Source organism: Luteimonas sp. Soil_N_1 (assembly GCF_057656255.1).
On sequence record NZ_JBDGKS010000001.1, the window covers coordinates 2,280,322 to 2,293,029 of the forward strand.

9 protein-coding genes are annotated in these 12,708 nt (G+C 68.6%); 5 read left to right on the plus strand and 4 right to left on the minus strand.

The features are described 5' to 3' along the window. The first annotated feature begins 242 nt into the window (after positions 1-242). The 5 genes from zwf (at position 243) to AC3A4E_RS10510 (ending at position 6,083) form a co-directional block, all read left to right on the plus strand. Positions 243-1,664 (plus strand): glucose-6-phosphate dehydrogenase, encoded by a 1,422-nt coding sequence (gene zwf / locus AC3A4E_RS10490; protein ID WP_487631422.1) that lies wholly within the window; start codon positions 243-245, stop codon positions 1,662-1,664. Continuing rightward, a complete protein-coding gene (gene glk, locus AC3A4E_RS10495; protein ID WP_487631423.1) occupies positions 1,661-2,656 on the plus strand; it encodes a glucokinase in 996 nt (331 codons plus the stop codon). The genes zwf and glk overlap by 4 nt, the downstream gene beginning before the upstream one ends. Further along, complete coding sequence (gene pgl / locus AC3A4E_RS10500) at positions 2,653-3,405, plus strand: 6-phosphogluconolactonase (RefSeq protein WP_487631424.1); 753 nt, start codon at positions 2,653-2,655, stop codon at positions 3,403-3,405. The genes glk and pgl overlap by 4 nt, the downstream gene beginning before the upstream one ends. Positions 3,406-3,493: 88 nt before the next feature. Continuing rightward, entirely contained in the window at positions 3,494-5,410 is a 1,917-nt protein-coding gene (gene edd, locus AC3A4E_RS10505) for a phosphogluconate dehydratase (RefSeq protein WP_487631425.1), read from the plus strand. Between the two features lie 22 nt (positions 5,411-5,432). Continuing rightward, positions 5,433-6,083, plus strand: coding sequence for a bifunctional 4-hydroxy-2-oxoglutarate aldolase/2-dehydro-3-deoxy-phosphogluconate aldolase (locus AC3A4E_RS10510; RefSeq protein ID WP_487632051.1), 651 nt, complete (start codon positions 5,433-5,435; stop codon positions 6,081-6,083). Positions 6,084-6,209: 126 nt separating this feature from the next. Here the strand turns inward: AC3A4E_RS10510 and AC3A4E_RS10515 are convergent, their stop codons facing one another. The 4 genes from AC3A4E_RS10515 to AC3A4E_RS10530 all read right to left on the minus strand — a co-directional run bounded on the left by AC3A4E_RS10515 (position 6,210) and on the right by AC3A4E_RS10530 (position 12,703). Next, positions 6,210-9,467: a discoidin domain-containing protein gene (locus AC3A4E_RS10515; protein WP_487631426.1), complete on the minus strand. Its 3,258-nt coding sequence runs from the start codon at positions 9,465-9,467 to the stop codon at positions 6,210-6,212. A gap of 197 nt (positions 9,468-9,664) precedes the next feature. Beyond that, positions 9,665-10,516 carry a carbohydrate ABC transporter permease gene (locus AC3A4E_RS10520; RefSeq protein WP_487631427.1) on the minus strand — a complete coding sequence of 284 codons (852 nt, stop codon included), beginning with the start codon at positions 10,514-10,516 and terminating at the stop codon, positions 9,665-9,667. Then, positions 10,513-11,391 (minus strand): carbohydrate ABC transporter permease, encoded by an 879-nt coding sequence (locus tag AC3A4E_RS10525; RefSeq protein ID WP_232138087.1) that lies wholly within the window; start codon positions 11,389-11,391, stop codon positions 10,513-10,515. The genes AC3A4E_RS10520 and AC3A4E_RS10525 overlap by 4 nt, the downstream gene beginning before the upstream one ends. Beyond that, complete coding sequence (locus tag AC3A4E_RS10530) at positions 11,381-12,703, minus strand: sugar ABC transporter substrate-binding protein (protein WP_487632052.1); 1,323 nt, start codon at positions 12,701-12,703, stop codon at positions 11,381-11,383. The genes AC3A4E_RS10525 and AC3A4E_RS10530 overlap by 11 nt, the downstream gene beginning before the upstream one ends. Positions 12,704-12,708: the final 5 nt, after the last annotated feature.

The window sequence follows — 12,708 nt, forward strand, 5'->3', positions numbered from 1 at the left end:
GTCATGCAATTGCGCTATTCTGGCATGTAATCGTTTCCAATCCAGCCGGCACACGTGTGGGAGGCACAGCGTGGTGCAACAGACGACAGGATCCATCCGCGTACGCGCCCGTCGCCTGCGACCCGCAGCGCGAGCGGCCTCGCCCCACCCGATGCCCCGGTCGCATGCACGTTGCGGTCCGGGCGCCTCCGGCGACACACTCCGTGACTCCCTTTCCTGAACCCGAGACGGTACCGGCGCCCATGCACGATTCCCTGCTGTTGTTCGGCGCCACCGGCGATCTGGCACAACGCTACCTGTTCCCCTCGCTGCTGCATCTGCTGCGCGACCGGCTGCTGCCGAACGACTTCCGCGTCATCGCGATTGCGCGCAGCGCGCACGACGACGCCAGCTTCCGCGACTGGCTGCGGGGCCGCCTCGACGACGAATACGACACCGCGCTGGTCGACGAACTGCTGCGCCGCATCCAGTACGTGCCGGTGGACCTCGGCGATGCGGATGCGATGGCGGCGTCGCTGTCGCGCTTCGCCGACCGGCCGGCGGTCAGCTATCTGTCGACGCCGCCGAACCTGTTCGCCTCCGCGTGCCGCGGTCTCAAGGCCGCCGGCCTGCTGGAAGCGCCATCGCGGCTGGTGCTGGAGAAGCCGATCGGCCACGACCTGGCCAGCGCGCAGGAAATCGACGCGACGTTGAAGTCCGCGCTCGACGAGTCGCGGATCTTCCGTATCGACCATTACTTGGGCAAGGCGCCGGTGCAGAACCTGCTCGCGCTGCGTCTGGGCAACACGCTGCTGGAAGCGACGTGGGAGCGGCGCTGGATCGAATCGGTGGACATCATCGTCGCCGAGACCGCCGGCGTGGACGGGCGCGAAGGCTATTACGCCGACTACGGCGCGCTGCGCGACATGGTGCAGAACCACATGCTGCAGTTGCTGGCGCTGATCGCGATGGAACCGCCGGCAGCGATGGACACCGACAGCATCCGCGACGAGAAGCGCAAGGTGCTACGCGCCCTGCGGCCGATGACCGCCGCCGATGCCGACGCCGACAGCGTACGCGGGCGCTACGGCCCGGGGGTCGTCGATGGCCAGGCCGTGCAGGGCTTCAAGCACGGCGGACACGAGGATGTCGAAACCTTCGTCGGCCTGCGTGCGTGGATCGACAACTGGCGTTGGGCCGGCGTGCCGTTCCGCCTCGTCACCGGCAAGCGCATGCCCTCGCGCACCACCGAGGTCGTGGTGACGTTCAAGCCGGTTACGCACTGGCTGTTCGGGCCCGGCGAGCGCAAGCGCGCGCGGGCCAACCAGCTGCGGGTGCGCCTGCAGCCGGAGGAGACGATCGAACTCGGTCTGATGGGCAGCCTTGCCGCGTCCGAATGGGCGGCGAATGAGCTGCAGCCGATGTCGCTGGATCTGGCGATGCTGCCGCCCAAGCGCCGCATCGCCTACGAGCGTCTGATGATCGATGCGCTCAAGGGCGACCAGACGCTGTTCGTGCGCGACGATGAAGTCGAGGCCGCATGGCGCTGGATCGACAGCGTCAGCGCCGCGTGGCGCGAAGCGGGTACGCCGGTGCGCGATTACCCGGCCGGCAGCTGGGGCCCGGCCGAGGCGCAGCCGTTCCTGCCGCGCACGCTGACCACCCATAACGGGCGCAAGCCGTGACGGCTGGACTCGCCCTGCTCGCCGACATCGGCGGCACCAACGCACGTTTCGCGCTGGCCGACACCACCAGCGCAACCCCGTTGCAACTCGAGACCGTCCAGGTCTTTCCGGTCTCCGACTTCCCGTCGCTGGCCGATGCGGCGCTTCACTATCTCCAGGACACCGGCCACGGCACAGGCGCACTGCCGCGCGCCGTGCTCGCGGTGGCCGGGCGCGTCGATGGCGACGATGCACGCATCACCAACCATCCCTGGGTGATCTCGCGCACACGCACGCAACAGCGCCTCGGCATCGACGATGTCGTGCTGACCAACGATTTCGCCGCGCAGGCGATGGCCATTCCACTGCTGCAGCCGGGCGATTTCAGCGCCGTCGGTGGCGTGCCCTGGTCGGTGCCCACGGAGACCGGTGCCCCGCGCACGTATGCGGTGATCGGCCCGGGCACGGGCCTGGGTGTCGGCGGACTGGTGATCCGCGACGGCCGGCATTACCCGCTGGAAACCGAAGGCGGCCATGTGAGCTTCCCGCCCGGCACACCGGAAGAGACCGCGATCCTCGAACGCCTGTCGGCACAGTTCGGCCGCGTCTCCAACGAGCGTCTGGTCTGCGGCCCGGGCCTGGTCAACATCCACCGCGCGCTCAGCGAGATCGCAGGCGTCGATCCGGGCCCGATGCAGCCGGCGGACATCACCGCACGCGCGAAAGACGGCGATGCCCGCTGCGCGCGCGCGGTCGATGTGTTCTGCGCGGTGTTCGGCGCGATCGCCGGCGATCTGGTGCTGACGCTGGGCGCCTGGGACGGCGTGTTCCTCACCGGTGGGCTCGTGCCGAAGATGCTCGATTCGATCCGTCATTCGGGCTTCCGCCAGCGCTTCGAACACAAGGGCCGGTTCTCGCCGAACATGGGCCGCGTGCCCAGCGTCGCGGTGCTGCATCCGCATGCCGGCCTGCTCGGCGCGGCCGCGATCGCCACGCGCAGGGCCGCCGCATGACGCCGACCGGCGCACCGGCCTTTGGCATCGCCGGCGGAATCGGCGACGATGGGCGCATGCAGCTGCACGCCTACGAATCGGCGACCCAGTGGACCTGGGGCGCCGCGATTGCGATTTCGTCCGCCATTGCCCGTGACCTGGAGCAGAAGCCGCGTGCGCGCCTGCTGCTGTCCGGCGGCAAGACGCCCGGGCCGGTATACGCGGCGCTGTCGAAGTCGCCGCTCGCCTGGGACCGCGTCGACGTGGCCCTCGTCGACGAGCGCTGGCTGCTGCCTGACGACCCCGACAGCAACGCACGCCTGCTGCGCGACACGCTGATCCAGAACAAGGCGCAGAAGGCGCGGCTGGAAACGCTCACCCGGGCCGGCCGTCCGTTCGACGAAGCCGTCTCCACCGCCAACCTGCATGCGCGCCAGCCTGCCGGCGTGGTCGTACTGGGGATGGGCGACGACGGCCATACCGCGTCGCTGTTCCCGGGCATGGTGGATCTGGAATCCGCGCTCCAGTCGACAGAGGCCTATGTGGGCGTGGACGCGGCCGGCAGTCCCGGTGCCGGTGCATGGCGCCGCCGGATCAGCCTCACGCCTGCGGGCCTGGCGCCGGCGCATACGCGCATCCTGCTGATCCGCGGCGAAAAGAAGCGCGCCCTGCTCGACCAGCTGCTGCAGGACGACGATGCCACGCAGTATCCCGCGCGCATCGCCTTCACCACGCCGGGCGCGAAGCTGCACGTCCACTGGTGCCCGTGACGCACACATCGCTCGACCGTCGCGCGCAGTGCGATCCGCGCGCCCCCGCCCGTCCCCCGGGCGCCCGTTCCTCTCATCGCCGCCGCCAATGAGCCTGCATCCCGTCGTCCACTCCGTCACCGAACGCATCCGCCAGCGCAGCGCGCCGTCGCGGCAGGCGTATCTCGAAGGCATCGCGCGCATGCGCGACGAAGGGCCGCTGCGCGGCCACCTGAGTTGCGCCAATCTCGCGCACGGCTTCGCCGCCTGCGGGCCGGTCGACAAGTCGCGCCTGCGCAACGGGCCGACCGCCAACCTCGGCATCGTCACCGCCTACAACGACATGCTGTCGGCGCATCAGCCCTACGAGCCGTATCCGGAATTCATCCGCCAGACCGCGCGTGCGCTGGGCCACACTGCGCAGGTCGCGGGCGGCGTGCCGGCGATGTGCGACGGCGTGACCCAGGGCCGCGCCGGCATGGAACTGTCGTTGTTCTCGCGCGACGTCATCGCCCAGGCCACCGCGATCGCGCTGTCGCACGACATGTTCGACAGCAGCGTGTATCTGGGCATCTGCGACAAGATCGTGCCCGGCCTGCTGATCGGCGCACTGGCCTACGGCCATCTGCCGGCGATCTTCATTCCCGGCGGCCCGATGACACCGGGTGTCCCGAACAAGACCAAGGCCGAAGTGCGCGAGCGCTACGCCGCCGGCGAGGCCACGCGCGAGGAACTGCTGCAGGTCGAGTCCGATTCGTATCACGGCCCCGGCACCTGCACCTTCTACGGCACCGCGAACTCCAACCAGACGCTGCTCGAAGCCATGGGCGTGCAGCTGCCGAGCGCGGCCTTCATCAATCCGGGCACGCCGCTGCGCGAAGCCTTCACCCGCGAGGCGGTGGAACGCGCGCTGTCGATCACCGCGCTCGGCGACGACTACCGCCCGCTGGGCCAGCTGATCGACGAACGCGCGATCGTCAACGCGGTCGCGATGCTGATGGCCACCGGCGGCTCGACCAACCACACCATCCACTGGATCGCGGTCGCGCGCGCGGCGGGCATCGTGCTGACCTGGGACGACATGGACCAGCTCTCGCAGGCCGTGCCGCTGCTGGCGCGCGTGTATCCGAACGGCGAAGCCGACGTGAACCGCTATCACGCGGCCGGCGGCAACGCCTACGTGTTCCGCGAACTGCTCGACGCCGGCCTGATGCACGGCGATCTGCCGACGATCGTCGACGGCGGCATGGCCCGCTACGGCGAAGAGCCCAAGCTCGACGGCGACCGCATCCGCTACGAACCCGGCCCGGCGGTCAGCGGCGACGACGGCGTGCTGCGTCCGGTGTCCGCCCCGTTCGAAGCGCACGGCGGCCTGCGTCTGCTGCGCGGCAATCTGGGCCGTTCGCTGATCAAGCTGTCGGCGGTGAAGCCCGAGTTCCGCACGATCGAAGCACCGGCCGTCGTCGTCGACGCGCCACAGGCACTCAACCGCCTGCACGCCGCCGGCGCATTGCCGCGCGATTTCGTCGCCGTCGTGCGCTACCAGGGCCCCAAGGCCAACGGCATGCCGGAACTGCATTCGCTGGCGCCGCTGCTGGGCATGCTCCAGAACCAGGGCCGGCGCGTCGCGCTGGTCACCGACGGTCGCCTGTCGGGCGCGTCGGGCAAGATTCCCGCCGCGATCCACATGACGCCCGAGGCCGCACGTGGCGGGCCGCTCGCGTTCGTGCGCGAAGGCGACATCATCCGACTCGACGGCGAGGCCGGCACGCTCGAAGCGCTAGTCGATCCTGCCGAATGGCAGACGCGCATCGCCGCACCGGATACCGCGCCCGCGCCGACCGACCACGGCCGCAACCTGTTCGGCTTCAACCGCGCGAACGTCTCACCGGCCGACCAGGGCGCGCTGTCGATCTCCTGCGGCCCGGCCACCACCGACGGCAGTGCGTGGCACTACGATGCCGAATACGACCTGGGCGCCGATCAAGCAGCGCTCGATGCCCCACACGATTCCAAGGACGCCTGACACGATGCCCAACGTTTCCACCATGTCCGAGCGCCAGCAGCGCGCCGCCGAATTCCTGCGCACGGCCGGCGTGCTGCCGGTGATCACCGTGCACACCCTCGACGAGGCGCGCGCGATCGCCGATGCACTGCTCGAAGGCGGCTTGAACACGCTCGAACTCACCCTGCGTACACCGGTCGCGATCGACGCGCTGGCGATGCTCAAGCGCGAGCGGCCGGAAATCGTCATCGGCGCCGGCACCATCCGCAACGCCGACAACATCCGCGACTCGATCGACGCCGGCGCCGATTTCCTGGTGACGCCGGGCACGCCCGCGCCGCTGGCACAGGCGCTGGCGGATGCGGACATTCCGGTCGTTCCGGGTGCAGGAACGCCGACCGAATTCATGGCGCTGTACGACTTGGGCTTCCGCAACTGCAAGCTGTTCCCGGCCAACGCGGTCGGCGGCCTGGCGATGCTCAAGGGCCTCGCCGGCCCGCTGCACGACATGCGCTTCTGTCCGACCGGCGGCATCTCCGAATCCAACGCCGCCGAGTTCCTGTCGCAGCCCAACGTGCTGTGCATCGGTGGCTCGTGGATGCTCGACAAGGCCTGGATCGCGGCCGGCGACTACGCGCGTGTGCGCGAAACGTCTGCACGTGCGGCGCAGATCGTGCGCGACGCGCGCGGCTGACCGGTCCGGAAGCGGGCGGCGCGCATCGGCGCCCGCCCCTGTTCCAACCTTGGACACACCGCGCCCGCACCATGCGGGCGCTTCACCGTCGGGCCTTCCACGCGCCCGACGGTTCCGCTGCAGGCCTCAGCCCGCGCCGTCGATCCGCACCCGGGCGCCCGCCCGCGTGATCCGCAGTTCGTTGCCATTCCACTGCGCCGCCTGGCCGTCGATCGTGGTCGCGCCCGGTACGCTGGCGTAGGGCCACTGCAACACCAGGCCGCCGTCCGGCAGGCCGCTGCCCGCCGCGATCTCGAGCAGCAGCGCATCACCGTCGCGACGCAGCGAGTAACCGAGCGTGCCCTGCGGCGTGCGCATGCCGCGCAGGGCGACGCCCTCGTCCAGCCAGTCGGCCGGTACGCCGGCTGCCAGCACCAGGCTGTCGTCGACCTCGCGCACATAGGCGAACATGTCCAGCGCGGAACGCACGAAGTCCGACCCCACCCAGGCATGCGGCAGATCGCCGAGGAAGAACGGCACGCGCGGCGTCGGTGTCACCACTTCGCCCCACTGGTTCCACGGCTGCGGCGCACGATGGCCGAAGAACCACTCGCGCACTTCGTTGGCGCGCTCGCGCCAGCCCAGACGCACGAACGCGGCGACGTTGCGCCATTCGTAGGGCGTGTAGTCCTTCCACGCCTCGGTGCCGTCGCGCCGGTCGACGAACTTCGTCCAGTAACGTTCGAAGGTGTTGGTCAGCAGCGGCTCGGGCAACCGGCCCTGCTCGCCGCCCGGTGCGAGTGCGATCGTGGTCGAGGTCGCGTCGAAATCACCGAGCTCGGCGGCGCCGGGCAGGAAATCGATCCCGTGCTGCTCGGCAGCGCTGCGCAGCGAAGCGTCGAGATCGACCCGGAACTCGTCGCGCGACGCCGCCATGCGCTTCGCATCATCGGGCTTGCCCAGCGCCTCGGCGATCTCCACCGCGTCCTTGTAGCCGCGCAGCGCCCAGAAGTTGTCCCAGTACGAGTGCATCGGCTTCGCCGAATAGCCTTCGTGGCTGATCGAGGCCGGCATCATGCCGTAGAAGGCCGCGTTGAGCTCGCGGTTTTCCTCGGTGCGCTCGCTGGCGCGCAGCTCTTCCATGTAGGTGTACGCGCCCAGCACGTGCGGCCACATCTTCTGCAGGAAGGCGTCGTCGCCGGTGTAGCGCCAGTACTCGGCGATGTTGAAGATCAGTTCGCCGTGGCTGTCGTTCTCCGGCACCGGATCGCTGCCGCGATCGTCGACGCAGCACGGCACCATGCCGTTGTCGAACTGGTACGGCGCGTACCACTCGACGTACGCCTTGACCACTTCCGGACGGCCCATGCGCAGCAGACCTTCGGAGATCATCGCGCCGTCGCGGATCCAGCTGCGCGCGTACGAGCGCGTGCCCGGCTGCAGACGCGGGCCAATGCGCGAGATCAGCATGTGCGCCAGCGACGTGCGCAGCGTATCGGCCAGTTCCTTGCCCGCGGCCGGCACGTCGAAGCCGACCTCGTCGAGCTTGCCGCGCCATTCGCGCGCCATCGCATCCTGCATCGACTGCGCGTTCCAGTTCGCAGGCGCGCTTGCCATCTCGCCGGTCATCGGAATCAGCAGATCGAAGTCGCGCGATTCGCCCGGCGCCAGACGCACGCTGTAGACCAGCGCGCCGGAGGCCATCGCCTGCGGATCTTCGACTTCGGTCGTCGTCGGCCAGGTGCCGGTCGCCAGGTGCTCGACGTCCATGCCGGCATCGAATGTGGTCGCGAACGCGGCCTGCGCCGGCTGGCGCGCGAACACGCGCGGCCTGCCGTCGACGCGCACGCCGTCGGTGGTGACGGCGAGCTGGCGCAACGGGCTGACACCGCCGGTGATGTTGAGGAACTGGGTCGGCGGATTGACCTGCATCGGTCGCACTGCGAGCGCGAGCTGGTAGTCGCGCGCCTCGTCGCCCGGATTGCTGAGCCTGTAACGCGCGACCAGCTGCGAATCCTCCGGCGTGCCGCGGGCGAAGCCGGTCACGCGCAGATTCAAAGCCTCGTGGGTCCAGTCGACGCTGGGGATCGGCAGGTAATCGTCCTGCAGGGACTGCGCGATCTTCGCATCGGCCCAGGTCACCAGCGTGTCGCCGACGCGCACGAAGGGTTCGATCGAGAACCCGCCGGCGGCGACTTCGATCGCACCATCCTCGCCGATCAGACCCTGCTGCAGGCCGCCATCGAGGCCGAGGATGGTCCAGTACGCCTGCTCGCCACTGAAGCCGCGCGGAAACTGGCCCTTGGGCCGGTCCGCCGCGACGGCTTCGAGCACGTCGTTCGGATGCTCCGACATCGCCAGCGGCTGCACTGCGACTTCCGCCAGCGCGAAGCCGTCTGCCGGTCCTGCGCGCAGGTCCAGGCCGATGTAGCGCGCCTCGGCTTCCGGCAGCGCCAGCCAGTCGACGTCGCCATTGCCTTCGGTCACTTCACGCACCCGGGTCCACTGCTCGCCATCGTCGGACAGCGAGACGGCGTAGCTCGAAGCGTGACGACCCGGCTGCCACTGCAGACGCAGGCCGCCGAACTCGCGCAGCGCGCCGAGATCGAGCACCGCATTCTGCGGCGCTGCTGCGGTGGTCCACGCACTCTCCGCATTGCCGTCGACGATGTTGCCGACGCCATCGGGTGTCGTCGTCGACGCGGCGCTGGCGGTCAGCGGCGAGGTGTCGTCGGGCGGCAGCGTTTCGAACGTGAGCTGGTCGAAGCAGACCGTGCCCTTGCCCCCGGCGTTGTTGTAGATCGTGAACTCGAGCTTCTCGCTCGCGCGCAGCGTCTTGTCCTGCTCCGGACCCCAGGCCTTGTCGATGTGCCGCTTGCGGTAGCGGACGTCGATCCAGTCGGTCGGGAAGTCGTACCTCGGCCGGTTGACCCACCACACGTTGTCGCCGCTGGCGTCGATGACCTTGAACTGCAGATCATTCGCGGGTGATTCGCCGCGCATGCGGAACGCGAAGCGGTAATTGTCCGGATAGGTCAATGAGAGGTCGCGCTGCAGACCCACATAGCCCGACACGCCGTTGAAATCGTAGTCCAGACACAGCGCCTTGCCGCCTTCGACATCGGTCTGACGCAGCGTGCCGGTGACCTGGTTCGAGGTCACGACGGTCCACGTCGACGGATCGTCGAAGTCGTCGAGGATGCGGACGCCCTCGCCTGCTGCGGGCGCGGCGGTGTCGCCAGCCGGCGTCGGGGCGACGTTGCAGGCCGCGAGTGCGGTCGTCAGCGCGGCGATGCCGGCGACGCGTGCGATGCGGGAACGCTCGGACGAGGCGATGGCGGCGTCAGCCTGCGTCATGTCGGTGTCGGCAGGCGCGCGTGGGGCGCGGGTGTCGAGGATCTTCATGCGGTGCGGTGGCTCCGTGGTTCGGACGGGTGCGACTTCAGATCGGATTCTCGCGTCGACTTCGGCTCAAAAGCACTCGGTCTAGGCACTTCTGCTGCCATCCATGGCGCCACATGTCTGACGCCGGAACGCCCTGCCCGGCCATCCTGGCCGGGCGTTCGGTCGAGCGCGCGGCAGTGCCGCGCAAGCGCTCGCCCTTACCCCTTCACGCTGCCGAGCAGCAGGCCCTGGATGTAGTAGCGCTGCAGCGCGAGGAACAGCAGCAACACCGGAATCACGGTGACGACGGCGCCCGCCATCATCATCTCGACGTCCTGGATGTGCTCGCGCGACAACGCGGCCAGCGCCACCGGCAACGTGTAATTGGTCTGGTCGGTCAGCACGATCAGCGGCCACATGAAGTCGTTCCACGCGGCCATGAAGGTGAAGATGGTCAGCGTCACCAGCACCGGCTTGAGCATCGGCAGCACGATCTGGAAGAAGATCCGCATCTCGCCGGCGCCATCGATGCGCGCCGCTTCCAGCAGTTCGTCGGGAATCGAACGCGCGTACTGGCGCACCAGGAAGATGCCGAACACCGTCGCCAGGCCCGGAATGACGACGGCCCCGAAACTGTTGACCAGGCCGAGGCCCTTCATCATCAGGAACAAGGGCAGCATCGCCACCTGCGCCGGAATCACCAGCGCCGCGAGCAGGATCTGGAACAGCCGCTCGCGGCCCTTGAAGCGCAGCTTCGCGAAGGCGTAGCCCGCCATGGTGTTGATCAGGAGCGCACCGACCGTGATCGCCGCCGAGATCATCAGACTGTTGGCGAAGTAGCGGCCCATGCCGGCGCGCGCGAACAGCTCGTGGTAGTTGTCGAAGGTGATCGCCGACGGCAGCAGCGGCGGCGGAAACCCGCTCGCCTCGCCCGTCGGCATGAACGACACCGACAGCATCCACAGCAGTGGCGCCAGCGCGACGACCGCCAGCGCGACCAGCGCGCCGTTCACCGCCCAGGCCGACCAGCGCGTCGCGCCGACTTCGTGATACGCCGCGATCCGGCTCATACCAGCTCCCGCTTGCGCCCGAAGCGCAGCAGCAAGGTGGTGACGCCGAGGATGATCAGGAACAGCAGGAACGCCACCGCCGATGCGCGGCCGAGGTTCCACCACATGAAGCCTTCCTCGTACATGAAGTACAGCACACTGACGGTGCTCTGCAGCGGATCACCGCGCGTCATCACGTAGGGCTCGGCGAAGAGCTGGAAATAACCGGACACGGTGATCACCGCGACCACCAGCAGCACCGGCCCGAGCATCGGCAGCGTGACGTGCACGAACTGCTTCCAGCGCGACGCGCCGTCGATACGCGCGGCCTCGTAGAGGTCTTCGGGAATCGCGGCGAGGCCGGCGATGAAGATCACCATGTTGTAGCCGAAGTTCTTCCACACGGCGAACAGGATGATCGTCGGCATCGCCCACGCGGGATCGCCCAGCCAGTCGACCGGCGCGATGCCGATGTGGCCCAGCGCCCAGTTCACCAGGCCGTAGCTGGTGTGGAACAGATAGCGCCAGATCACCGCGACCGCGACCAGCGTCGTCACTACCGGCGCGAACAGCGCGGTGCGGAACAGACCCTTGAAGCGCGCGACCTTGGCGTTGAGCAACAGCGCGGCGCCGAGCGAGACGCCGATCGACAGCGGCACGCCGATCACGACGAAGTACGCGGTGTTGCCGAGCGACTTCCAGAACAGCGGCGTCTGCAGCAGATCGAAGTAATTGCCCAGCGCGACGAAGCGCAGGTTCGACATGTCCGACAGCGCGTACAGATCGAAGTCGGTCAGGCTCAGCAGCAGCGCGGACGCGACCGGAATGCCGAAGAAGATGCCGAGCACGATCAGCGCCGGCCCGGCGAAGATCCAGCCTGCGGTACTAGCGCGCATGGGCGGCACCCTGGTCGATGGTGGGCGGCGCGCTGAGTGCACCGGTGGCCTTGCCTTCTTCCGCCTCGCGCTCACGCACCCAGCGGCGCTTCTCGAGCAGCGTGTCCACGCGCGCGTCGAGTGCCTGCAGCGCCTCGTCCTGCGCCATGCCGCCGCGCACCACGCGTTCGCTCATCAGGCGCATTTCCTGCACGATCCGCTCCCACTCCAGCACCTTGGGCGTCGGCTCGACACGTTCGAGCTGGTCGCGAAACGCCTGGGCGTACGGATCTTCGCGCAGCTGCGGGAAGTCCCATGTGCTGCGGCGCGGTGGCAGGTTGCCGATCATCGCGTGGAAGCGCTGCTGGATCTCCGGGCGCGACAGGAATTCCATCAGCTGCCAGCTCGCGTCCTTGTTCGGCGAATCGCGGAACATCACCAGCGATGTGCCACCGGCGATGCCCGCACCCGGACCATCGGGACCCGGCAGCGGCGCAGTGCCCCACTGGTCCTGCAGTTCGGCCGGCAGGCGGTTGCGGAACTCGCGGATGTTCCAGGGGCCGGAGACGTAGAACGAGAAGAAACCGCGGCCGAATTCATCCCAGACGTTGGAGATCTGGGTCTCCGACATCCGCGGCGCCCAGCCCTGCTCGAACATGTTGGTGTAGAAGCCCAGCGCCCGGCTGAAACCGGGACTGGTGAAATTGCCGTAGCTGTCGTCCTCGCGCAGCAGCGGATCGCGCTGCTGCAGGCCGAACGACAGCAACTGCTCGAACTCGTTGAGCGGCAGCATCACCGCATAACGGTCCGGGCCGACGTGCGCCTTGACCGCCGCCATCGCCGTTTCCCACTCCTGCCACGTGCGCGGCAGTGTGTCGACGCCGGCCGCGGCGAGGATGTCCTTGCGATAGAAGATCAGACGCGTATCGACGTACCACGGCACGCCGAGCAGCGTGTCGTCGACGACATTGGTGTGCCAGATGCCGGGAAAATAATCGGCTTCTTCGATGACATCGGACGCATCGACACGCGACTGCAAGGGCTCCAGCGCACCGAGCACCGCGAACTCCGGCACCCAGGTGTTGCCGAGCTGACAGATGTCCGGCAAGGCATCGGCCGCGAATGCGGTCAGCAGTTTTTCGTGCGCGGAGGTCCACGGTATCTGCTGGATCTCGACCCGGATGTCCGGATGCTCGCGCTCGAATTCGCGCACCAGTTCCGACACGACCTCGGCCTCCCGGCCCATCGCCCAGAAGCGGACGACGGTCTGCTCGTCGCGACGCGCGCAGGCCGCGAGCAGCACGAGCGCGAGCAACAGGCACACGAGGCGCACCGCCG